The organism is uncultured Tateyamaria sp. (assembly GCF_947503385.1).
Classification (GTDB): domain Bacteria; phylum Pseudomonadota; class Alphaproteobacteria; order Rhodobacterales; family Rhodobacteraceae; genus Tateyamaria.
Window position 1 is genome coordinate 126,579 of record NZ_CANNDO010000008.1, and the last position, 21,757, is coordinate 148,335.

A 21,757-nucleotide genomic window follows, 5' to 3' on the forward strand; every position below is an offset into this window, starting at 1 on the left:
ATGCGTGCGCAACGTCTTATTGCAAAAAGATCAAAGCGGCCCGCTCAGCCCACCACGGCCTGAAGGTCAAAGATCGGCAGGAGAACAGCCAGAACGATGACCAGCACCATCGCCCCCACAACCATCATCAGGACCGGCTCCAGCACGGCGGCGATGCGTTTGCGTTCGGTGACCAGCCCGTGTTCGACCATTTGCGCGGCCCGGTCGGTCATAGGCGCAAGGCGGGCCGACGCCTCACCCGCCTGAATGAGTTGATGCGCGACGGGCGGGATGATTGGCAGATGTTGCAGCGCCTGCCCCAGACTTTCGCCCCGGGTGAGGGCCGCGCGCACGTCGGCCCCGCCCCGCTGGAACGCGGCCACGGTCAGCACACCGGCGGCGCTGTCCACCGCGTTGGGGACAGTGTTGCGGCTGGCCAGCACCAGCGCGAGCGTCCGCAGGTATTGCACTGCCGCGCCCAGACGCATGAAGCGGCCCACCAGCGGCAGGCGCAGCCCGATGCGCGCACGCATGGCCCGCAAGGACGGCACGATGCCAGAGGCAATGGCGAGGGTCACAAGCGCGGCGGCTGCGATGCAAAGGGCCAGCATGTTGGCCTGTATCCAGTTCGACGCGGCAAGGACCACTTGCGTGATCTGCGGCAATGGCCGGTCAGACAGCGCGAACATGCGCACAATCTCGGGGGCGACGTTGACCATCAGGATACCGCAGACCAGCAGCGACACCGCCGCGACAAAGGCCGGATAGATCAGGGCGGTGCCGATGACCGCCTTGTCCTCTCCCTGCCGTTCGAGAAAGTCCGCGAGTTCCGAGAAAACGCCGCCAAGGTCCCCGGCCCGCTCGCCCGCCTCGATCGAAGCGATGCAGTAGGCCGGAAAACCCGCATTGCTGGTCGCAAGGCTTTCGGACAGGCTGGCACCGTCCATCAGCTGCGCACGGGCGCGCGCGGCGGCGGTTTCCAACGCGCGGTGACCACCTTGGCGCACAGCCTCCAGCGCCGCTTCGACCGGCATGTCCGCGCCCAGCAAAACCGCCATCTGGCGGGTGAAGACCGCCTGTAGGTCGGGGCTGAGCAGGGCGCGGGCAGGCAGCCACGCACGAGGCGTGGCCTTGGCCGTCAGGTCGGACACGTAGAGCCCTTGCGCCTGTAGCTGATCGGCTGCTGCCGTCTCCGTCTCGGCCACGACAGAGCCGGTGCGTTTGGCCCCGTCGGCGGTAAAGGCGACATAGGCGAAAGCCCTCATGCCACATCACCCACGACGCGCAGGATTTCGGTCAGGCTGGTGCGCCCGGCGGCGACCTCTTGCAGGCCCTGACCAAACAGCGTCTCGGCCTCGGTCATCGCCTGCGCGCGCATTTCCGCCTCGCTCGCCCCTGCGTCAATGGCAGCGCGCAGGGCCTCGCCGACCTCAATCATCTCAAAGATACCGATACGGCCCGCATAGCCTGACCCGCCACAGGCCGCGCAGCCGCGCGCGTCGCGAACCGTGTCCGGCACGGTGAGGTTGTGCCGCTGGAAATGGGCCGCTTCGGCGGGGGTGGGCGGGTGCGCCTCGGCGCAGTCGGCACACAGGCGGCGCAGCAGCCGCTGCGCGATGACGCCGCGCAGGGTGGCCGCAATCAGAAAATTGTCGAGGCCAAGATCGCGCAGGCGCACCACCGCACCCACAGAGCCATTGGCGTGGAGAGAAGAAAATACGAGGTGACCGGTCAGGGCCGCCTGCGCCGCTACGCTGGCGGTTTCACCGTCGCGCACCTCGCCCACGAGGATCACATCGGGGTCTTGCCGCAGCGTGGCGCGCAGGCCGTTGGCAAAGGTCATACCGATTTCAGCGTTGATCTGGCTTTGGCTGACACCCGGCAGGTCGTATTCAATCGGGTCCTCGACCGTGACGATGTTGCGTTCATCGCGGTTGGCCAGTTGCAGAAGGGAATAGAGCGTGGTGGTCTTGCCCGCCCCCGTGGGTCCGGTGGCAAGGATAATGCCGTTGGGCAGGGTGGACAGACGGGTGAGCAATGACACTTGCGTTGCGCTGAGACCCAGATCGGACAGCGCCATCAGCCCCGAGGATCGGTCGAGGATCCGCAACACGATCCGCTCACCATAATGTCCGGGCAACGAACTGACGCGCGTGTCGATCATGCGTCCACCCAGCGACAGCGGGATGCGCCCGTCCTGCGGCAGCCGGGTTTCGGCGATGTCGAGACCCGCCATCACCTTGAGCCGCGACACCACGCGGCGGGTGGGCACGTCGCTGCGGTCCATGATCTTTTGCAGAAAGCCGTCCACACGCATCCGGGCCCGCAGGCCGCCCTCGTAGGGTTCGATATGCAGGTCCGACGCGCCGGAGGTGACCGCCTGCCGCAAAAGCTGGTTGACCAGTTGGATCACCGGGGCGTCGTCATCAGCCTCAAGCAGATCGCGCTGGCGTGTGGGGCCGGTGGTCGTTTCCAGATCGAACAGCACGCCGTCGCCTGTCGCCACCTCTGCCGCGCCGTCTTCGTAGGTGCGGGTCATGGCTGCATCAAAGGCGGCGGCATCCATCCGTTCGATCACCACATCCGGGTGCCCGGCCAGCAGCGCGCGGCGCTGCCCTTCGCGCATTCCGTTGGCGGTGGGTGCAGGCCCAAGGATCAGCCGCGGCCCGTCCCAGATCACCTGTGCATCGCGGGCAAAGCTGTAGGGAAACCGCGCAGGGCCCTCAGCCGCCAAAGCGGATGCGGCTGGGGAGCGGGGGGAGGTTTCGGCTTTGGGCGACGTCATCCACGAATCCGGCGTCAAAAGGTTGGTTCAGGTCCGCCCCGTCAAAGGGCAGCGTGCCTTGCGGCGTGCGTGGATACTGTCCATCATCCGGTGGCGTGATGGCAAGGCTTGCCGTCTTGGCCTTGCGCGCCAGTTGGCGGGTCAGCTTCTTGGCCTCGGCGTCGGATTTCACCACACGCGGGCGCAGCAGGACCAGCAGCACGCGCTGATTTTCCGAGGCGTTTTTGCCCCGGAACAGTCCGCCCACGATGGGCAGTTTGGAAATCCCCGGCACCCGTTGCGACACGGACCCCGACCCATCCTCAAGCAGACCGCCCAGCATGATCACGTTGCCATCGCGCACCAGCACAGTGGTGGACAGCGCGCGCCGCGCCGTGATCTCGCCCCCGGAATTGGCGCTTGCGGCGGTGAGGCTTGAGACTTCCTGTTCGATCTCCATCCGCACGGTGCGGTCGGCGTTGATTTGCGGGGTCACGTTCAGCGTGAGACCGACATCGCGCCGCTCAATCGTCTGGAACGGGTTGTCGGGCTGGTTGCTTTCGCCCACTTGGCTGAACGATCCGGTGACAAAAGGCACGTTCTGCGCCACGACGATCTCTGCCTCTTCGTTGTTGAGGGTCATGATCGACGGGGTGGACAACAGGCGCGTGGAGTTTGTGGACGCAATCGCCGTCAACAGGCCCGCGATGCCCGCGTCGGCATCGCCCGCAGCACCACCAACAAAGCCGCCGTTCCCGGCGCTCGGCGTGCTGTCGCTGTCAAGGACCGACGACACAAGGCTCGACAGGCTGGGACGCCCTTCGAGGCTGAATTCCACCCCGCCAACAACAGCGCTGTTGAGCACCGCGCCAAACTGTGCCGACAGGTCCGAGAACCCTTCGACAGACATTTCGAATATCACCGCCTCGACGAGCACCTGTGTGGGGCGGCGATCAAGAAAGTGGATCATGTTGACGATATTGTGCAGGTCATCCTCGGACGCGGTGATCAGCAGGGCGTTGGTCTGGGTGTCAGCCACGATGCGCGCCTGCACGGCACCCGGCTGCTGGTCATCCGACTGGATCGCGCGCAGCACCACGTCCGCAAGGGTCGCGGCATCGGCATAGTTCAGTTCGACCGCGTGGGACACCACACTGTCGCGTTGCGTGTCGAGCCGTCCGGCCAGCACGCGCAACTGGCGGCGCAGGTCGTCATCGCCCGAAACGACGATGGCGTTTGACCGGCGATCCACCGAGACGGCGGCACTTTCCGGCACAATCCCCATCGCCTCGATCACTTGCAGGACTTCGGCGGCATTGGCATTGCGCAGGCGGATCAACTCGATGGGCTGTTCCTGTGGCTGGTCCAGACGGGCGACAAGCGCCTCGATCCGGTTTATGTTGGCGGCGCGGTCCGACAGCAGGATCAGGCGCGACCGGGGCACTGCCGTCAGCACCGCCTCGGCGGGCAGCAACGGGCGGATCACTTCGATGATTTCGGCCACGGGGGTGTTGCGGACTTCGATCACGCGGGTCTCATAGCCCGCTCGGGTGATGTCCACCGGCCCGCTTGTTTGTTCGCGCGCGACATTCATTGGCACAACTCGGGCGATGGCGCCGCTTTCGATCAGGGTCAGGCGGTTCAGTTCCAGCACGGTGAGGAACACCTCGTACAGCTCATCCGAGCTTAGCGGTTCGGGCGCCAGCACCGTCACCGTGCCCCGCACACCGGGATCAAGCACAAAGCTGCGGCCTGACGCCTCCGCCACAATCTCGACAAAGCTGCGCAGGTCGGCGTCGCGCAGTTGCAGTTCAACCTCGCCTTGGGCGCGCACCGCACCCGGAAGGGACATAACGACCAGACACAGGACCACGCAAAGGGCCCTCAGAAGGGGGAAATGGGTCATACCGCTCTCTGCCTCGACGCCCTGCCCCGGTCATGGATGCCAGTGATTTTTGGGCGTGTTTTGCTCAATTGCGTGCAGCATAGACCAAATGCGCGCACCGCGCATGTAAAATGGCAGGGAAAGCTGCGATCTGTGGCCTGCACGCCATGGCTCAGCCTTCGGGGAACCCCATCAGCACAGGTGTGTCGCCGCCATTGTCGAGCCACAGGCCCTGTTCGTCGATCCGGTGCACCGTAAAGCCGTGTGCCATCTCGTCGCCCACCCGCAGAATCCGCTCGCCCGTGGGATGTGAAACAAGGCCCCAGACAGCGTCACCGGCACGCACCACGCCCTTGAGCGCAAAGCCCAAGGAATCGAGCGGTGGCGCGGGGGGTTTTGGCGGCTGCGGTTCGGCCACGGGTTCCGGTGCGGGCGGGGCCGGTGGCGCAGGCGGCTGCAACTCGCCAAACAGCGCGGGCCACTGCGTCGCAGCAAGCGGCGGGGTGGGTTCGGCGGATGTCGCGGCGTCGGTCGCGCGCGCCGTCACGGCGGCAGCAGGCAGGTTGTCATCTGACCAGATGCGCAGCGCGCGTTCGCCAGCAACGCCGGCGCCCACCAACGCAACAAGTGTCAAAAGAAACGCAACCAGCCGCATAATTGCCGCTATCCCCCTACATACCCACGACAATTGTGGACGAATTGGCGGCATCATGGTAGGTATGCCGTGCTAAAAACGATAAAAATCGAGCAGGCAGATGCAGGTTTCACACCAAATCCGGGCAGGAATGGCCGGAATTCTCGTCATGGTGGTTTTCGGGTGCGGACCCGAAGGCGGATTGGGCCCGTCGTCCTTCCAGTCACAGTATAACGCCGCCCGCACCGCGCTTGAGTCGGGGCGGTATGCGCGGGCCATCGGCGGCTACACGCGCCTGTTGGAACAAGCCGGACCGCTTGCCGCGCGGGTCCGCCTTGAGTTGGCGCACAGCTATCTTCGGGACAACCAGTTTGCCGCCGCATCGCAACAGGCACGCAGGCTGGCCACGACGCTGGACGGCCCGGACAAGGCCGCCGCATTGGCAGTACAGGCGACGGCGGATCACGAATTGGGTCTGGCCGCGCTGGCCGCAGGGGACCGGGCCAAAGGGGCGTCGTTCCTGCGTCAGGCCGATGCCGCAATGAAAACGGTTGTGGACAATCATCCCGATCTGGACCCGCTTGGCGCATTGGCCGCCCGCCGCGCAAGCATCGCCGTCCGGTTGCGCGGGCTCTAGCAGTCAAAAAACCCCCGGTGGTCCTGACCCTATGGTGTCAGCACCAGCGTGGCCGACACCTTGCCCGGCGCGTCCGTTGCAAGGATGCGGAACGTGCCAAGCGCATACCCCCAGTGCGGGGCCTCCTCTGACAGCCAATTTGCCAGCCGCGTAAACGTCACGGAGTCAAAGCGCAGTTCGATCACACCATTTTCGCGCAGCCCGAGGTCTGAGACGTCTCCGCGCAACTGTGCCGCGATCAATGTTTCCTCGATACCGGTCGAACCGATGGGCGCGGGGGCGGTGCGCACCACCTGTGGCGTCAGGGCCGGTGCTTCGGCGGCGCGGGCGGCGACCCATGCGTTCAGGGCCAGTGCTTCGTCACGGGCGCGCAGGGCATCGGCACGGGCGGACCATGCCGGTTCCAGCACAGCCACATAAATCAGCGCGGGCAGGCCCAGCACCACAAGGGCGGCCAACAGCATCCGCTCGCGCCCGGTGCGCGCCGCCAGCATATCGACCAGCGCATTCATTCGCGGGCCTCGCTGCGCAACTGCAAGGCCGCGCGCACGCCGCCACCCTGTTCGGTCACGCGCGCCTCGACCAATGTTACCTGCATCTCGCCTGCGGCCAGCGCGTCCTGCAGCGCATCGGCCGCCGCAAAATCCGCGACCTGCACCTCAAGGTCGAGCCGCAGGCCATCAGCGCTCGAGACCTGTTCAAGAACGCTGCCGCTGGCCTGTAACACCGGGCTGGCGCGGGCAAAGAGGTCAAGCGCCGTCTCGGTCGGTTGTGACGGCGATGCGGCTGCGGTCATGCGCTCCATGGCTTGGCTCACCTGCGCGCGCACGTCGAGGATCGGGCCTTCGGGCACAAATCGGGCGCGCACGATGCCCTCGGTGGCTTGGGCGATGCTGCGCCGCTCTTCGATGAGGCTTTGTGTTTCGACGGTGTCCGCAGCGACCCAAAGGCCCGCCGTGAGCGCGCCCAGCACAACGGGCAATGCCCATGCGCGGATCGTCCGGCGCAGCCGGGTGCGGGTCAGCGCCGGGTCGCGCATCAGGTCGCAGGTCATCTCGCCAAAGCCCAGCACTTTGGGGGCCGCGATACCGCCTGCCCTCGCGACGTCGCCCGGTTTGGACACCACAGGGATATCATGCGTCCGGGCCCGTTCGGCCAACGTGTCGAGCGGTGGGCCAAGCTGTAATATGACCTTGGGACGGGCCGCCGCGTCCTGTAGGCGCGCGCCGATCTGCGCCAGCGCCAGCGGGGCAGGCGCACTGAACCCGTCTTCGGGACCAAAGCGGACACAGATGCTGTCGCCACTGCGCGCGATGGTCCAAAGCCCGACACTGGTCGGCAGCGCCAGATAGTCGGGCAACAGGCCCCGCACCTGCCCGGCCTGCGACCGCCACCCGGCGACCTGACCGGGGTCCGAGATCAGCGCCGTCTGCCACCCGCCTGCCCCCGCATGGGTCAGCGGGCGCATGTCGACGGCCTTGGCCGTGAGGCCCATCCTGTCCTGCAACTGGCGTCGCGCGATCTGTTCGCGCGCGTGCCCCGCAACACCGGCAGGCAGGTCCAGCGCGAGGGTCGGCACAGCAGCGCCGGGCACAAGCGCGATCTGCTTTGACCGCGCGCGCGCCGCATCGCCCAACCGCACAAAGCGGCGGTCAAACGGCCCGTCCTGTCCTGCGCGCGATTGCGCCATACCGATGCCCCTCTCAGATGGCCACAGTGCCGAGATCACGACCCAAGATCAACGGCCTAGCGGAATTGCGTGACGCGCCAGCGCACCAGCGGCCTGCGGCTCTCTCCGCGACGTTCGAGCAGCAGGGTGCGCACGGCACTGCGCGGACCCAGCGCGGCGCGGATATCAACTGAGAACCACCATGTGTTCACCGCAAAGCGGCCCCTGTCGAAACCGTCCCCCAAGCCAGTGCCCTGGGCAAGCTCCACCGCTTCGAAAAAGCTGTTCACTGACAGGATCGGTGCAACCTGCCGTGCGGCCAGCGCGCCGGCGATATCGGATGTCGCGGCATCGGGGAAAAAGCTTGCCACCACGGCAACGGGCGCCGTGTTGATATTCAGCTGGCTGTCGCCGGGCAGAATGGCGATGTAGGGGATCAGCCGCGCGCGGTCTTCGGGGGTGAGTGCGGGAATGTCGTCCAGCTGCCGCTGTAGCGTCAGCGCGCCACCGGGCGGGCGCAGCGGCGGGTCCAACCGGCGATACCCGTCCGGCGCAGCGGGTGCAAAGGACAGAGCATCCAAGAGATCCTTGGTGATCCCCTGCCGCAGCCCGATATCGCGGGCCAACCGGGCAAAGGCCGCATGGGCGGCGGTGTCGGCAGGGTTGGCCAGCCAGTTGATGTTGAACCGGCCAGCGGCGTCGGTGACATGCCCGGTGACGGTCCCCCGATCCAGCGCAAATGGGGTCGCGGCACCGGCCCATAAATCCGACGGGTGATCCACATTGATGCTGTCCCGGGTCAGCGCAACCATGGCGTGGGATTCAAACGCATCAAGATAGGCGGCGAGCTGATCGGCGTCCTGCGATGCGGCCAGTTGCGCGCGCCCCGTCTCGGCCTGCGCCAGCACAAAGACGGCGGCGGCAGCCATGGCGGCCACCAGAACGAGGGCGTTCACCAGCACGAACCCCGCCTGCCCTGCCCGCCTCATTGCAACGTCTCCAGAACCGGGATTTCGCCGCCATTTTCTAGGATCAGCGTGACTTCGATCGCATCCGGCAGCGTATCCTTGAGCATCACCAGCCCCGTGCTTGCATCGCTGTCCCCGCCCTGTGGTTCAATCGGGTCCGACGGGCTGACACCCGGTTGCCAGCCCTGACGGGGCCAGTAACTGCGCACCCGCAGCCCGGCGATCCCGGACATCACGGCGACCTCCGGCATTTGCGCGTCGGCATTGGCCGGGGTCAGCGCGCGCCAGCCGCCACGGTAAAGGGTGCGCGTATCGCCATCCAAACGCCACACAGCCCGTTGCAGCGTGTTCATCCGCAAGGTGCCGCGCGTGTCCAGATCGACCTGCCCGGCCAGCGACAGGGCCAGCGTGGTGCCGTCCCTGCTGTGCCACAAGGACGACCGAGGCGGCGCATCGCCCGGCCCGTGGAACAACAGCGGCACAAGCGCCGACAGGTCGTTGCGCAACAGGGCCACGGGACGGGTCAGCGCGGTGACATCTTGGTGAGCGCTGCTCAGCGCATCGCGGGCGCGGAGCGTCCCGCTCAGGCTTTGCAGTCCCATGATCGCGACAAGAGCGAAAATGGCCATCGCGGCGACCAGTTCGATCAGGGTGATGCCGCGTGTGGTCATCCCCGCGGCCCGGGGTCGAGATACACAACCAGTTGCGCGCCCGCCGCGCCCGGCACGCGGGCAGTGAGGGTCAGGCGGACCAATCCGCCTGCCGTGACAGTCCGGTCCTCGTCCAGCGTGACCGCGCGCCCGTCCAGTGTCACGGTCTCGGGCAGGCTGGCGTCCGGCCCCAGCAGCCGCAACTCCTCGGCCCGGTTGCGCACGGCAATTTGCGCCAGCGCCCGCGCCTCTGCCCCGGCAGCGGTGCGTGTGGCGTGGTCCAGTCCGCGCATCGCCGCGATTGTGCCGATGGACAGCACAAGAATGGCAATCGCCAGTTCCACCAGCGTCAGGCCACGGTCCCGCGTTATGGGTCGCATTGCGGTGGCCCCCAGCCAGCGCCGCGACAGGTGCGACGGCCAAAGGTGATGGCAAACGCGCTGGCGCGCCCGTTTGGCAACAGCAGGATGTCCGGCGCGTCACCAAGGCCACGGGTCACCTGCACCGTGACCGGTCCACCCCAAAGCTCTGCCGGACCGATGTCGCGCCAGCCGCCGGTGCCCCGTTCGACCGGCTGCATGTCCCGCGCAGTGATCCGCAGGCCCAGCACCGCGCGCCCCTGCACCGCCCGGTCCGACAGCGCCGCCATGCGCGCTTGGAACCGGGCCGCGTCCTTGTCTGCCCCGCCGCCGCCGGACCCCGCCGGAACCAGCGAAATGCCCACGGCGAACACTGCCAGCACCGCGACCACAACCACCAGTTCAATCAGGCTGACGCCCGCGTCACGCGCATGGGTCAGCTGTCGGTCCACGAGCCGATATCCGCGTCGGCGCCGGTGCCGCCCGCCACCCCGTCCGCGCCAAAGGTGAACACGTCGAAATCGCCATGCACGCCGGGAAAGAGGTACTGGTAGGGCTGGCCCCACGGGTCAATCGGCAACCGGTCGATATAGCCCGCCTGCGCCCAGTTCGTCGGCACCGGATCAGTCGTCGGGGCCGTGCGCAGCGCCTCAAGGCCCTGTTCGGTCGTGGGATAGCGGAAATTGTCCAACCGGTAGAGCTGTACCGCGTTCGCAATCGCCGCGATGTCAGATTGGGCGCGCGCCGCGCGGGCCTGATCGGGCCGGTCGATCACCCGTGGCACAATGACCAGCGCGAGGATCGACAGGATCACCACAACAACCATCAACTCCAACAGCGAAAACCCGGCATCCGCCTTGTTCCCGTGGCGCGTGTGGTGCTGCATTTTCTGCTCTCCCTGACCCTTCGGGACGCATGATACGAGCCTGCTGCGCATTGTCTATGCCTGTGTATCGCTTTGCCTTTTTCGGCTCAGCGCGTAGGGTCGCGGCGCAATGGCTGTCACTTTCTTTGTCCTCGCGCTTGGCCCTTTTGTCGGCTCCTTTGTCGGGGTGCTGGTGGACCGTCTGCCGCTGGGGCGTGACGTGGTTGTCGACCCGTCGGCCTGCGGCAGTTGCGGCACGCGCCTGCGCTGGCGCGACCTGATCCCGGTGCTGTCCTTTGCGCTGGCGCGGGGGCGATGCAGACACTGCGGCGCGCCAATTGCCCCGCATCTTCTCTATCTCGAAATACTGGCCGCAGGGCTTGGGTTGCTGGCCGTGCTGGCGGGCGGTGCGCCAGCCTATGTGCTGCTGACGGCGGTGATGCTGTGGCTTTTGCTTGCGCTGGCGGCTTGCGATCTGGCGATGTTCCGGCTGCCCGACGTGCTGACTGCAGCGCTGGCGGGTGTTGTGCTGCTGCGGGCACCGGACCTTGGGGCGGCGCTGTGGGGCGGTGCAGCTGGCATGGCCGCCTTTTTCGCCCTGCGCCACGTCTATGCCCGCGCGCGCGGGCGCGAGGGGCTGGGCCTTGGTGACGTCAAGCTGATGGCGGGACTGGGGGCGTTGACGGGTGTTGCGCTGCTGCCGCATCTGGTGCTGGGTGCGGCGCTGCTGGCGCTGGCGGGCGCGCTTGTGATGCACCGCAGCCCGCAAAGGTTGAGCGGGCGGACCCCCCTGCCCTTTGGCACGGCGCTTTGTGCCAGTGCGGCGGGCCTGTGGCTGTGGGGCGTGGTGTGACCGGATTGCAATTTGCAGGCGGAGCGGCTCAAGTGGCCACGATGCCATTGCAGATGTGAAATTGATGCACCGCCTGATTGCCTGTCTGATCGCCCTGAGCCTGGCCCATGTACCGCTCGCCGCGCGGTCTCAACCCATGACCATGGACCAGATCGAAGCGGCCTTTGCCGCCGGAGATCACGACACCGCCCGCGCCGGGCTGGCCAGTCTGATCTCGGACGCGCCCTCACCGCAGGCGCAGTTCCGCTATGGTCGTATGCTGCTCGAAGGGTTGGGGGGCGCGGCGGATCCGGTCGAAGGGTTGCGCCTGCTGCGTGCCGCAGCCGATGCCGGGCAGTTGGGCGCGGTCACCTATCTGGGCCGTGTACATCTGACAGCCGGACCCACCCGCGACCCCGAACGCGCCGCGCGCTATTTTCATCATGCAGCCGCGCGCGGCGTGGCGGAGGCGAAATACTACCTTGGCATCCTGACCCGCGATGGGGTGGGCGTGCCGCAGGACGCTGCAAGCGCGCTGACATGGATGCAGGCGGCGGCAGAGGACGGCTATGGGCCTGCGCAATTCGAGCTGAGCAAGCACCTGGCGGACGCCACGCCCCCCGATCTGGCACAGGCCGCGCGCTGGCTGACCGAAGCGGCCAATGCCGGGGTGCCCGACGCGCAATTCGCACTCGCCCGCGAGGTGCAGGCGCAGGGCGGCCCCATTGCGCAGGTCATCGCGCTATTCACCGACGCCGCCACAGACGGCCACGTGCCGTCGCAGCGCGCGCTTGGCACGCTGTATCTGACCGGTGCGGAGGGACAAGCGCCGGACGGCGTGCAGGCCGAGGCGTGGCTGCGCCGTGCCGTGCAGGGCCGCGATCTGGTGGCGCTGCACAATCTGGGCATGGGCTACCTGCAAGGCACCGTCCTGCCATCGGCACCGGAACAGGCGGTGGAATTGCTGACGCTGGCCTCTGACAACGGCTTTGCCCGGTCTAGCCTCGCGCTGGCCCGCGCCTACGAGGACGGCACCGCGTCCGCGCCGGACATGGCGACGGCCCTGCAACATTACCGGCTCGCTGTAGATCAGGGATCGGACGCGGCGGCGCGGCGCCTTGGCGCGCTGATCCTTGACGGTGCGACAAAGCCACGGGTGCCGCCGCATGACGCGGTGCCATGGGTGCTGGCCCGGTTGCAGGCGGATGGTGAGGCGCGGGCCCGCGACTGGCTGGTCGCACGCGCCGCCGAAGGGGTGCGCCCGGCACAGGCCGGGCTTGGCGCATGGTTGCTGACCCAACCGGACGGTGCCGTCACGGCCCGCCCGCTGTTGCAGGCGGCAGCGGATCGCGGCCATGTCCCGTCGCAGTTCCGGCTCGGTGAGGCGTACACAACCGGTCTCTTTGGCGATGTCGATTATGTGGCCGCACATGGCTGGCTGAACATCGCCGCCGCCAGCGGGCACATACGGGCCACACAGATGCGCGATACGATCACCGATCTGATGACCCCCGATGATATTGCCGCCGCCCAAAGCGTCACGCGGGCGTTCTTCGAAGCGGCCCGGACACAACCACCGGTGCCCACGGTGTCCGAATGACGGCGCGCCGTGTGGCTATTGCCGCTGTGCTGCTGGTCGCGCAGGCGACCGCGCCGCTGGCACAGGACACCGGTGCCGACCGCTTCGCCCAAGGCATGGCGCATCACAGCGGCGATGGTGTGTTGCAGGACTACCGCGCGGCAGCAGGGCATATCCGCGCCGCCGCTGAGCAGGGGTATGCCCCGGCGGCGAACATGCTGGGCCGGTACCATTTCGAAGGTCTGGGAGTGGCGCGGGACCGGGCGCAGGCGCTGCGCTGGCTCGAAGTGGCAGCAGACACCGGTGAGCCGAATTTCGTCTTTGATCTGGCACAGGTGCTCGAGACGGACCCGGCCACCACGCCCCGCGCCGCGACGCTCTATGCCACGGCGGCGCAGGCGGGGCTGGCCGATGCGGCGGTCAACCTTGGCGTCCTGTATCAGCAGGGGCGGGGCGTCGCGCAGGATTACGACCGCGCCCGCAGCCTTTATGACGGGCCCGCCGCGAACGGTCATCCCCGCGCATTGAACAATCTTGGGCTTTTATATGTGCGCGCCAACGGCGTGCCGCAGGATTATGCCCGTGCCGCTGACCTCTTTGCCCAAGCCGCAGAACAGGGCCTTGCGCAGGCGATGACCAACCTTGCCGTGCTGTATGAAAACGGGTTTGGCGTGCCGCTGGACGAGGCGCGCGCCGCAGAGCTTTATCGGGCCGCCGGGCAGGGAACGGCGCGCCCGCCCGACTATGTCTATGATCCGCGACTTGTTCCGCTGACGCTAGAGGTGGAGGCAGCGGCCCTAGTGGCACTGGTCCAGACGGGCGACCCGGTGGCGCAGTTCCAATGGGCGTGGCTGGTGCTGACCGATGCGGGCAGTGACCTTGCCAATCGCACTGACGCGGCCCGCCTGTTGCAGCGCACGGCGCATCAGGGGCACGGGCCATCAATGTTCAACCTCGGACTGCTTTATATGCGTGGGATCGGGGTTCCGCAGGACTATGTGCTGGGCCATCAGTGGCTATTGCTGGCACAGGTCGCAGGCGTGGCAGAGGCGGGCGCGGCACTGGATGCCACCGCATCCCGGTTGACCGTCGATCAGGTCAACGAAGCGCAGCGCCGGGCGCACACATACACGCAGTAATGTCGGATTTCCCCTGCAATACAGTATTTCTTTTGGTCATCCGCGAAATTGTGCTAGCGTTGTAAGCGCATTTTGAGTGTTACTTTGATTTGAGTGGGTTTGCGTCCCGGAACGTCAGCCCGAATTGATTTGAAAAGAAATAGAAGGTCGGGAACATGTTTCGTTCGCTTATTGCCGCAACCCTCTGTGTTGCGATCCACACCAGCGGTGCCGCGCTTGCATCGGACACACCGCAACCCGTTCAGCAACACAATTCCAACGCTGTCTGGTTCGAAAACTGGACCGGGCTGCGCAACGCCTCCATGGTGATCAGCTATCCTGACGGTACGCTGGAAACAATCGAAGCACGCAGCGGCACACCGGTGTTCAAACTGGTGGGGGCGCAGGTGCTGGACGGCGTTTACCGCTACGAGCTGCGCGCAGCCACGGACAAGACCGAAAAGATCAAGAACCCGATCAACAACGGGCGCGGGGACGCCGCGCGCTCGGAACTGGCGGTGCCCTTTCTGCTGAACGGGCATTTCACCGTGTCGCGCGGGGTCATCGTGACACCCAAAGACCTCAAGGAAGAATGAAGGCGTGAGACCGGGCAAACCGGCAGCCTCGAATATCAGAAGGACAAGGATATGAAGAAGACAACACACCGCTGGCTTGCCACCTGTGCAACCGCGACGCTGGGTGCTGCGGCCCTGCCTGCACTGGCCGACAATGTGATCGCGGATGACCTGATCGTTCAGTTCTCTGCCTGTGTCGGCAACGACTGTGTGAACGGCGAAAGCTTTGGCTTTGATACGCTGCGGCTCAAGGAAAACAACCTGCGCATCCACGCCAATGACACATCCAACAGCGCAAGTTTCCCGACCAATGACTGGCGGATCGTGTTCAACGAGACCGGCAATGGCGGGGCCAACTACTTTGCGGTCGAAGATAGCGACGCGGGCCGCATTCCCTTCCGCGTCGAAGCCGGGGCCCCGGCCCATGCGCTTGTCGTAGAAGACAGCGGTGACATCGGCATGGGCACCCTGACGCCGGTCGTCAATATGCACGTGGTCGACGGCGACAGCCCGACCCTGCGGCTTGAACAGGACGGCTCTTCCGGCTTTACGCCGCAGACCTTTGACATCGTCTCGAACGAGGCGAACTTCTTTGTCCGTGACGTCACCAATGGCAGCCAGCTGCCGTTGCGGATTCAGCCGGGCGCAGACACCAACGCGCTGTATATCGCGTCGGACAATGACATCGGTCTGGGCACCAACACCCCCGACGACGCCCTGAATATCGAACGCGCCTCGGGCGCGGTGGCGATCCGGTTTACGTCGGGCGCGTCAACGGCCCCCAACCCGCTGCGGCTGAACTTCAACACCAACCAGAACGAATTCCGCATCACCTATGACGGTCTCGGCGTGAACCAGTTTCGCCTGAACTCCGACGGTCATCTGCGGGTGTCGGGCCTGTTGGGCGTGGCAGACGGCATCACGGCCCCCGGTGCCGAAGTCGGCTTTGCCCAGATTTACGTGGACAGCGCCGATGGCGACCTCAAGGTCGTGTTCCCCGGTGGCACCGTTCGGACCATCGCCAACGATTGATCCCTGCGACAGATGCACGGGCTGAACGGGTGCTTTCGGGCGCCCGTTTTTATGTGTGCCTACCCGTCGCGCCGATAGGCGGGGTTCAGGAAATTCTCCGCAAAGGCGGCCAGTTCGGGGATCGTCGCGATCACGGTGTTCGCCTCGCGCACACACAGATTGTAGCGCGCAATCGGATCGGCCAGCGCGGGGTTGATTGCGTCGGCCTTCAGGGTGCCATCGGCGGCAAACCATTGCGGATACTGCGGAATGTGACCGCTGGTCAGGTGCAAGGCATGGAGGTCGGTGATCTCGGGCAGGATTTGCAGCACCGCGTTGGCCTGCGGCGGCAGAAACTGGAACCGCACGTCCGTCTCCTGCATGGCCAGCGCAAAGGACACCTGATCCACATGTACCGCAAACCGGCCCAGCATCTCTGTCCGCTCCACGAGCCAGAGCGCCCATTTGTGCCAGACATGCGCAAGGTCGCGATGCGCGGCGGGGATTGCAATCACACCCGCCGACACATTGCCCCCAAAGGTCTCGCGCTGGCCGTCCACGCGGGTGAACAGAGCCACACCCGGTTCGGGCGGGCGCAGGCCAGCGGCGGCGAACACCTCGCGGAAAATGGCCAGCGGCGGGTTGCCATGGTTGTTTGGCGGCAGCCGCACCCGGTCGGGTCGAAGGAACGGTTGCAGGTCCCCGGTCAGGAACACATCCGAATCCGTCACAATCTGGTCGCCCGGCGCGGTCGGGTCCAGAAACGGGATCAGCTTGTTGCAATGGGGCGATGCCGCGATCAGCCGGTCGGCCCGGCGGATGTCACAGCCCCGTGCATTGGCAAACGCCACCAGCCCGGCAGGCGGCGTGCAGGTGAAATAGACCCGCTTGGCCATGGCGGTCCGGGCGTTTGCACACAGCAGCCACAGGACAAATTCGCACCAGAACCGGGGATGATCGTCGACAACGGTTGTCAGGGTAATTGGCATTGACCGGGTTCCATTGCCGCAAATTCTGTCGCACCAAGGGTCCGATGGGCACGCGGTCTAAGATGAAAACGAGGGGAACGCCATGAAAAAGCGTCGTCTGGTGCTGCATGTGGGTCTGCCCAAGGCCGCATCATCCAGTCTGCAATGGCTCATGCACAATCAGAGCGCGCGGGCACGGGCGGACGGTGTGGACTATCCCGCGCTCGGTGCCGACGTGGTCGTGCCCAAGCATCAGGCCCTTGTGCCTGCTCTGATGTCCGGTGACCTGAACCCGCTGGCGCCGCTGCTGGCAGACAGCAGCGCCGACACCGTGATGCTCAGCACCGAAGGGCTGACCAATCACTTCTACGATTTCGACCCGGCGGCGCTGGCCCGCTTCCGCGAGATGGTGGCGCATTGGGATGTGACCCTGTTTATGATCCTGCGCGACCCCGACGCGTGGACGCGGTCCTACTACGCACAGGCCGTCATCAATCCGGCCATCCGCGCGGTGTCTTTCTACGCGACCCCCACCACGCTCGAGGCGTTTGCCCGGCTCGAGCGCGTCCGCCAATTGTGCGACCACGACCGGCTGGCGCAGGACCTGCACGCGGGCTTTGGTGCGGCGCAGGTGGTCACGGCGCGGCTCGAGGACAACTGGCAGGCCGCGCTGGCGCAATGCCTTGGTCTGCCGTGGCTGGCACATTGCCCCGATCAAAGCCAGAACATCACCCCCGCGCCTTGGGTCATCGCCCTGATGCGGCAGGTCAACGCGTTTCGCCTCCCCGAACCGCGTCGGCTCGCATGGAAGGCGGCGCTGCAACAGGTCAGCGGGTCTGGGCACACCCTGTTGTCACAAGCCGGAGACAGCCGGGCAGAGGCGAAATTTGACCTCGAACCGCATGTGGTGGCGGCACTCGTGCCGTCGGTCCATCCGGTCTTTCCCCTAAGCGCGGCCCAGATTGCGGCGTTCAAGGCGCAAGTCACCTGAAAACAAGCGCAAACGGTGCTTGTCCATGGTGCGGCCATGGGCGATGCTTTGCCCAATATGTCGCTTGTTTTGCCGCAAAACCGCATTCATTTTCTGCTGGCCCTGACGTTGATCGGGGGGATTGCCGTGCTGTTCTGGACCGGCTCGCGCTATCCCGCGCTTGATGAAAAGGCGATGATGTCCGGCGCGATCCAGCTTGAGGATTCCCTGAGCTTCGAGGCGCTGGTCCCCCTCACCCCTGAAATGTCCCTGCCCCAACGCATGTTCTGGAGCACCGTCAACTGGATCGACACCAACAAAAAGGGGATGACCTTTGGCATTCTCTTTGCCGCCGCGTTCCTGACGCTGACGCCCTATCTGCGCCGCCGCAGCTTTGTCGGGTCGCTGCCCAACGCGGCGCTCGGGATGGTGATCGGCACGCCCTTGGGGGTGTGCGTGAACTGTGCGGCCCCCATCGCGCGGGGCATGTATTCTGCGGGGCTGCGGGCGGAAACGACGCTGGCCGCCATGATCGCCTCGCCCACGCTGAATGTCGTGGTGCTGACCATGGCGTTTTCCATCCTCCCCTTTTACATCGCCGCGGCCAAGATTGCGCTGAGCGTGGTGATGATCCTTGTTGTTGTGCCCCTCATCTGCCGCGTTCTGCCACAGGTCGAACTGGCCGAAGACCAGATCACCTGCCCCCTGCCCGCCCCCGTGCCCGGTGCTGGTGTCGGTGTGCCCGGTGCGCTGTGGGCCGTGCTGAAATCCTTTGCGGCGAACCTGTGGTACATCGTGAAAATGACCGTGCCGCTGATGCTGCTGGCCGGAGCGCTGGGGGCGATCGTCGCCACGCTGCTCCCGGCGGAACTGCTGACCGGCCTGCCCTTCTCTCTCTTGGTGCTGGTGGCCGTGTGCGTGATTGGGGTGTTCCTGCCCGTGCCCATCGCCTTTGACGTGGTGGTGACCGGTGCCTTGCTGGCGGCCGGTCTCGCCCATGGCTACGTGCTGGCGTTGCTGTTCACGCTGGGCACGTTCTCGGTCTACTCGTTCTTCATTATCTGGCAATCGGTGGGGCGGCGCGCGGCGTGGCTGATGGGGGTGGCGGTGGTTGTCCTTGGCCTTGTTGGCGGGCTGGGGGCGCAGCGCTACTACACGTGGCAATCGGACCGCGCGCTAAAGATGCTCTTGGGCGCTGACCGCCCTGCCCCGCTGTGGTCCGCGCAGGCCAGCACGCTTGACGCCGTGACCGTCACCGAAACCCGGCTCGCCCCGCCCTCGCCCGCGAGCGCCACAGTGTTCGAACGGCTGGAGGCCAGCGCGGTCGGCATCGACAAACCGGTCGAATTCACCATGCGCGACATGTGGCCCCCCTTTTGGGAAGGGCGTAGCCTCAGCAGCGGCGACTATGACCGCGACGGCGACATCGACCTTGCCATCGCTTCGACCGAAGTCGGCCTCTACCTCTATGCCAATGACGGCGGGGGTCAGTTCACGCGGGTCGCTGTCGACATTGGCCCCCTCGCCGATATGCCGGTGTTTCATGCCGTTTTGGTGGATGTGGACAATGACGGCTGGCTTGATCTTATGTTCGCGACGTATCTGCAGGGCATGTACCTGCTGCCCAACGTGCAGGGCCGCTTTGACGCCAGCGCGCTTCGGCCCATCGCCAACCGCGCAGACGCCCCGCTTGCCATGGCGCTCAGCTTTGCCGATGTGGATGGTGATGCCGATCTGGACATGGCCGTGGGCAATTGGGCCGCGGGCTGGTATCGCCGCATTCCGGGTGAGGAATCCCGTAACCGTCTGATCCTGAACGACAACGGCCAACTGTCCGGCAAGGTCTTTGCCGACATGCCCGGCATTCCGGGCGAGACGCTCAGTATCCTGTTCAGCGATTTTGACCGGGACGGGCACACCGACCTGATCGTCGGCAACGATTTTGACATCCCCGACTATTTCTATCGCGGCGATGGTGCGGGCGGTCTCACCATGCTGACCGCGCAGGACGGTCTGATCCCGCACACCACCACCACGACCATGGCTGTCAAAACCGCTGACCTGATGAATGACGGCAGCCCGGAAATCTACCTTGCCCAGATCGCGGGCCGGTCCTCCGGCGTGTCCGATACGCTCAAGATGCAGCCCCTGCGCCAGTATTGCGACGGGATCCAGGATGCGCAGGCCCGCACCACCTGCGCCGAGAATATGGGGATCAAATCTTGGTATCGGTCGGGCAACAGCTTTGATGCCACCTATGCCAGCCGTTGCCAGACCCTGTCCGGACGGCAGGCCGAGGAATGCCGCGCCATGCTGGTCAAAGATCTGGCCATCCAGCGCCGCGATCCTGACGTTTGTGCCCTGATCCCGGTGAACCAACCGATCCCGCGCGCCTATTGCGACCTGCATTTCAAACCGGCGCGCCAGCCCACCGCCGCCGAGATCGAGGTGACGCATCGGCAAATCCTGCGCTCTAATGTTCTGCTCGAAGGGCCGGGGCCATATGACGATACGGCGGACCGCCGGGGCTTGGACGTTGGCGGCTGGAGCTGGGACACCAAGATTGCCGATTTCGACAATGATGGCCTTCAGGACGTCTATATTGTCAACGGCACGTGGGTCCCGAACGAAGTGTCGCCGTCCAACCTGTTTTTTCACCATCAGGGCAGTGGTTTTGTTGAGGCCTCCGGTCCCTTCGGGCTTGAGGACTATTTGATGACTGCCGCCGCGACACGGTTCGACATGGATGGCGACGGCGACCTTGATCTGATCACACACCCGGTCAACGGCCCCATCACCCTGTTCCGCAACGGGACGCAGACCCAAGGCGTGGTGTTCTCGCTCACCGATATGGTCGGCAACCGCGACGGGGTCGGCGCGGTGCTGACGCTGACAGATGATGCCGGTGTCGCGCGGTCGCGCGAGGTGCAGTTGGGTGGCGGGTTCATGTCTTACGACGCGCCGCAGGTGCATTTCGGTCTGGGCGATTCTATCGGTCAGACCTTGCGGATTGCGTGGGCGGGGGGCGAAAGCACCGAACTTGCAGGGCCGTTTCGGCCCGGTATGCATTACCGGATTGTCCGAAACAGACCCTAACTCGACCTGTTAGAGCCTGTTTTTCTTCATCCATTGGGAAAAGCACAGGCGCTAAGGTCTTCCCCCAGTGAAATGGTCCTCCGCTATGGTTTAGGAAAACGGAGGAAGACCATGGCAAACAAGCGCCCGAAGCCCGAAGAGATTGTCACGAAGTTACGGCAAGTTGAGGTCCTGACGGGGCAAGGAATGCCGCGTCTGGATGCGATCCGGCAGATCGGAGTGACTGAGCAAACTTTTGTTGTTGGAAGAAGAAATACCGCGGAATGGGCACGGATCAATGGAAGGAACTGAAACGGCTACAGAAAGAAAACGAACGACTGAGAAAGGCCGTATCTGATCTAACTTTGGATAAGCTCATCCTGGCCGAAGCAGCAAAGGGAAACTTCTAAGCCCCGCTCGTCGCGTGCCTGCATTGAGCGTGTGCGTAGCGAACTGAATGTGTCGGAACGCCGCGCATGTCGCGTTCTGGGGCAACACCGATCCACGCAACGCAAAGTGCCCGTGGGCTGTGTCGATGAAGAACGATTGGTGGCCGATATGATCCAACTGACCCGGCAGTATGGCGGTTACGGCTATCGGCGGATCGCGGCACTACTGAGAGACGCTGGCTGGCATGTGAATGACAAGCGCGTGGAACGTTTACGGCTGCGAGAGGGGCTGAAGGTGCCAATGAAACAACCAAAGAAAGGGCGGCTCTGGCTCAATGATGGTCGTGCGTTCGGTTGCGGCCTGAACACCGTGATCATGTTTGGTCCTACGACATCGTGCATTGCCGTCTGTCTGACGTCAGCGCCTATGGGTCCAACTAGGTTGATTTGATAAGCGAGGGTGTGTTGCTCATCCTAACCACCAAGGAGTGGACGATGAGAAAGACAACGAAGAGCCCTGGCGAGAAGATCGTCAAAGATATTAAGCGCGCAACCCGCAAGCAAAATTCCAGCGAAGAGAAGATCAGGATCGTTCTGGATGGGCTGCGTGGTGAAGATAGCATCGCAGAGTTGTGCCGTCGCGAGGGCATCTCCCAGGGCCTTTACTACAAGTGGTCGAAAGATTTCATGGAAGCGGGCAAGAAGCGTCTGGCTGCCGATGAGTTCCAGCACAAGACGACTGGGATCAACCAACTCTGGCAAACCGACTTCACCTATCTCAAAGTGATCGGCTGGGGCTGGTTCTATCTCAGCACAACCCGAGACGACGA

Annotated in this window: 21 protein-coding genes and 1 pseudogene; 10 read left to right on the forward strand and 12 right to left on the reverse strand. The window is 65.1% G+C overall.

Annotated features, from left to right (window positions below; translation table 11 throughout):
• Positions 1-44: 44 nt before the first annotated feature.
• The 4 genes from Q1A85_RS19920 to Q1A85_RS19935 all read right to left on the reverse strand — a co-directional run bounded on the left by Q1A85_RS19920 (position 45) and on the right by Q1A85_RS19935 (position 5,283).
• Positions 45-1,244, reverse strand: a complete 1,200-nt coding sequence (locus tag Q1A85_RS19920) for a type II secretion system F family protein (RefSeq protein WP_299693802.1) — start codon at positions 1,242-1,244, stop codon at positions 45-47.
• On the reverse strand, positions 1,241-2,764 hold the full coding sequence (locus Q1A85_RS19925) for a GspE/PulE family protein (RefSeq protein WP_299693804.1): 1,524 nt from the start codon (positions 2,762-2,764) through the stop codon (positions 1,241-1,243). The genes Q1A85_RS19920 and Q1A85_RS19925 overlap by 4 nt, the downstream gene beginning before the upstream one ends.
• Positions 2,703-4,595, reverse strand: coding sequence for a secretin N-terminal domain-containing protein (locus Q1A85_RS19930; RefSeq protein WP_299693806.1), 1,893 nt, complete (start codon positions 4,593-4,595; stop codon positions 2,703-2,705). The genes Q1A85_RS19925 and Q1A85_RS19930 overlap by 62 nt, the downstream gene beginning before the upstream one ends.
• A gap of 205 nt (positions 4,596-4,800) precedes the next feature.
• A complete protein-coding gene (locus Q1A85_RS19935) occupies positions 4,801-5,283 on the reverse strand; it encodes a hypothetical protein (protein WP_299693808.1) in 483 nt (160 codons plus the stop codon).
• 130 nt (positions 5,284-5,413) lie between these two features.
• Between Q1A85_RS19935 and Q1A85_RS19940 the strand changes: the two genes are divergently transcribed.
• Entirely contained in the window at positions 5,414-5,899 is a 486-nt protein-coding gene (locus Q1A85_RS19940) for a hypothetical protein (RefSeq protein WP_299693810.1), read from the forward strand.
• Positions 5,900-5,928: 29 nt separating this feature from the next.
• On the opposite strand, the gene gspM is transcribed toward Q1A85_RS19940, so the two are convergent.
• From gspM to gspG, 7 genes are read right to left on the reverse strand one after another with little or no spacing between them, the layout of a single operon-like run.
• A complete protein-coding gene (gene gspM / locus Q1A85_RS19945) occupies positions 5,929-6,411 on the reverse strand; it encodes a type II secretion system protein GspM (RefSeq protein WP_299693812.1) in 483 nt (160 codons plus the stop codon).
• Positions 6,408-7,589 (reverse strand): type II secretion system protein GspL, encoded by a 1,182-nt coding sequence (gene gspL, locus Q1A85_RS19950; RefSeq protein ID WP_299693814.1) that lies wholly within the window; start codon positions 7,587-7,589, stop codon positions 6,408-6,410. The genes gspM and gspL overlap by 4 nt, the downstream gene beginning before the upstream one ends.
• Positions 7,590-7,645: 56 nt before the next feature.
• Positions 7,646-8,557 (reverse strand): type II secretion system minor pseudopilin GspK, encoded by a 912-nt coding sequence (gene gspK / locus Q1A85_RS19955; protein ID WP_299693816.1) that lies wholly within the window; start codon positions 8,555-8,557, stop codon positions 7,646-7,648.
• Positions 8,554-9,207, reverse strand: coding sequence for a type II secretion system protein GspJ (locus Q1A85_RS19960; RefSeq protein ID WP_299693819.1), 654 nt, complete (start codon positions 9,205-9,207; stop codon positions 8,554-8,556). Before Q1A85_RS19960 ends, gspK begins: the two co-directional genes overlap by 4 nt.
• Positions 9,204-9,566 (reverse strand): prepilin-type N-terminal cleavage/methylation domain-containing protein, encoded by a 363-nt coding sequence (locus Q1A85_RS19965; RefSeq protein WP_299693822.1) that lies wholly within the window; start codon positions 9,564-9,566, stop codon positions 9,204-9,206. The genes Q1A85_RS19960 and Q1A85_RS19965 overlap by 4 nt, the downstream gene beginning before the upstream one ends.
• Positions 9,554-9,997, reverse strand: coding sequence for a prepilin-type N-terminal cleavage/methylation domain-containing protein (locus Q1A85_RS19970; RefSeq protein WP_299693825.1), 444 nt, complete (start codon positions 9,995-9,997; stop codon positions 9,554-9,556). The genes Q1A85_RS19965 and Q1A85_RS19970 overlap by 13 nt, the downstream gene beginning before the upstream one ends.
• A complete protein-coding gene (gene gspG, locus Q1A85_RS19975) occupies positions 9,982-10,431 on the reverse strand; it encodes a type II secretion system major pseudopilin GspG (protein ID WP_299693828.1) in 450 nt (149 codons plus the stop codon). The genes Q1A85_RS19970 and gspG overlap by 16 nt, the downstream gene beginning before the upstream one ends.
• Positions 10,432-10,540: 109 nt before the next feature.
• Between gspG and Q1A85_RS19980 the strand changes: the two genes are divergently transcribed.
• From Q1A85_RS19980 to Q1A85_RS20000, 5 genes are all read left to right on the forward strand, one after another.
• Positions 10,541-11,263, forward strand: coding sequence for an A24 family peptidase (locus tag Q1A85_RS19980; protein ID WP_299693831.1), 723 nt, complete (start codon positions 10,541-10,543; stop codon positions 11,261-11,263).
• A gap of 64 nt (positions 11,264-11,327) precedes the next feature.
• The gene (locus Q1A85_RS19985) at positions 11,328-12,842 is read left to right on the forward strand and encodes an SEL1-like repeat protein (RefSeq protein WP_299693834.1); all 1,515 of its coding nucleotides are present in this window, start codon (positions 11,328-11,330) and stop codon (positions 12,840-12,842) included.
• Positions 12,839-13,960, forward strand: a complete 1,122-nt coding sequence (locus Q1A85_RS19990; RefSeq protein ID WP_299693836.1) for an SEL1-like repeat protein — start codon at positions 12,839-12,841, stop codon at positions 13,958-13,960. Before Q1A85_RS19985 ends, Q1A85_RS19990 begins: the two co-directional genes overlap by 4 nt.
• A 155-nt stretch (positions 13,961-14,115) precedes the next feature.
• Positions 14,116-14,535, forward strand: coding sequence for a hypothetical protein (locus Q1A85_RS19995; protein ID WP_299693838.1), 420 nt, complete (start codon positions 14,116-14,118; stop codon positions 14,533-14,535).
• A 51-nt stretch (positions 14,536-14,586) separates the two neighbouring features.
• On the forward strand, positions 14,587-15,546 hold the full coding sequence (locus Q1A85_RS20000) for a hypothetical protein (RefSeq protein ID WP_299693841.1): 960 nt from the start codon (positions 14,587-14,589) through the stop codon (positions 15,544-15,546).
• Positions 15,547-15,605: 59 nt separating this feature from the next.
• On the opposite strand, the gene Q1A85_RS20005 is transcribed toward Q1A85_RS20000, so the two are convergent.
• The gene (locus Q1A85_RS20005) at positions 15,606-16,514 is read right to left on the reverse strand and encodes a hypothetical protein (RefSeq protein WP_299693844.1); all 909 of its coding nucleotides are present in this window, start codon (positions 16,512-16,514) and stop codon (positions 15,606-15,608) included.
• Between the two features lie 82 nt (positions 16,515-16,596).
• Here Q1A85_RS20005 and Q1A85_RS20010 point away from each other — a divergent pair, with 82 nt between their 5' ends.
• From Q1A85_RS20010 to Q1A85_RS20025, 4 genes and pseudogenes are all read left to right on the forward strand, one after another.
• On the forward strand, positions 16,597-17,484 hold the full coding sequence (locus Q1A85_RS20010) for a hypothetical protein (protein WP_299693847.1): 888 nt from the start codon (positions 16,597-16,599) through the stop codon (positions 17,482-17,484).
• Positions 17,485-17,520: 36 nt separating this feature from the next.
• A complete protein-coding gene (locus tag Q1A85_RS20015; protein WP_299693850.1) occupies positions 17,521-20,559 on the forward strand; it encodes an FG-GAP-like repeat-containing protein in 3,039 nt (1,012 codons plus the stop codon).
• Between the two features lie 111 nt (positions 20,560-20,670).
• Positions 20,671-21,326: pseudogene (locus Q1A85_RS20020) on the forward strand (IS3 family transposase); the annotation flags it as partial.
• A gap of 96 nt (positions 21,327-21,422) precedes the next feature.
• Positions 21,423-21,757: transposase (locus Q1A85_RS20025; protein ID WP_299693853.1), on the forward strand; the 335-nt coding region annotated here is incomplete at its 3' end.

Bases quoted from the DNA above. Each gene is read 5' to 3' on its own strand.
- gspM (WP_299693812.1), bottom strand. From the start codon at position 6,411: ATGAATGCGCTGGTCGATATGCTGGCGGCGCGCACCGGGCGCGAGCGG.
- Q1A85_RS19935 (WP_299693808.1), bottom strand. From the start codon at position 5,283: ATGCGGCTGGTTGCGTTTCTTTTGACACTTGTTGCGTTGGTGGGCGCC.
- gspK (WP_299693816.1), bottom strand. From the start codon at position 8,557: ATGAGGCGGGCAGGGCAGGCGGGGTTCGTGCTGGTGAACGCCCTCGTT.
- Q1A85_RS19925 (WP_299693804.1), bottom strand. From the start codon at position 2,764: ATGACGTCGCCCAAAGCCGAAACCTCCCCCCGCTCCCCAGCCGCATCC.
- gspL (WP_299693814.1), bottom strand. From the start codon at position 7,589: ATGGCGCAATCGCGCGCAGGACAGGACGGGCCGTTTGACCGCCGCTTT.
- Q1A85_RS19920 (WP_299693802.1), bottom strand. From the start codon at position 1,244: ATGAGGGCTTTCGCCTATGTCGCCTTTACCGCCGACGGGGCCAAACGC.
- Q1A85_RS19960 (WP_299693819.1), bottom strand. From the start codon at position 9,207: ATGACCACACGCGGCATCACCCTGATCGAACTGGTCGCCGCGATGGCC.
- Q1A85_RS19965 (WP_299693822.1), bottom strand. From the start codon at position 9,566: ATGCGACCCATAACGCGGGACCGTGGCCTGACGCTGGTGGAACTGGCG.
- gspG (WP_299693828.1), bottom strand. From the start codon at position 10,431: ATGCAGCACCACACGCGCCACGGGAACAAGGCGGATGCCGGGTTTTCG.
- Q1A85_RS19980 (WP_299693831.1), top strand. From the start codon at position 10,541: ATGGCTGTCACTTTCTTTGTCCTCGCGCTTGGCCCTTTTGTCGGCTCC.
- Q1A85_RS19940 (WP_299693810.1), top strand. From the start codon at position 5,414: ATGGCCGGAATTCTCGTCATGGTGGTTTTCGGGTGCGGACCCGAAGGC.
- Q1A85_RS20000 (WP_299693841.1), top strand. From the start codon at position 14,587: ATGAAGAAGACAACACACCGCTGGCTTGCCACCTGTGCAACCGCGACG.
- Q1A85_RS19995 (WP_299693838.1), top strand. From the start codon at position 14,116: ATGTTTCGTTCGCTTATTGCCGCAACCCTCTGTGTTGCGATCCACACC.
- Q1A85_RS19985 (WP_299693834.1), top strand. From the start codon at position 11,328: ATGCACCGCCTGATTGCCTGTCTGATCGCCCTGAGCCTGGCCCATGTA.
- Q1A85_RS19990 (WP_299693836.1), top strand. From the start codon at position 12,839: ATGACGGCGCGCCGTGTGGCTATTGCCGCTGTGCTGCTGGTCGCGCAG.
- Q1A85_RS19930 (WP_299693806.1), bottom strand. From the start codon at position 4,595: ATGTCCCTTCCGGGTGCGGTGCGCGCCCAAGGCGAGGTTGAACTGCAA.
- Q1A85_RS20015 (WP_299693850.1), top strand. From the start codon at position 17,521: ATGGGCGATGCTTTGCCCAATATGTCGCTTGTTTTGCCGCAAAACCGC.
- Q1A85_RS20005 (WP_299693844.1), bottom strand. From the start codon at position 16,514: ATGCCAATTACCCTGACAACCGTTGTCGACGATCATCCCCGGTTCTGG.
- Q1A85_RS20010 (WP_299693847.1), top strand. From the start codon at position 16,597: ATGAAAAAGCGTCGTCTGGTGCTGCATGTGGGTCTGCCCAAGGCCGCA.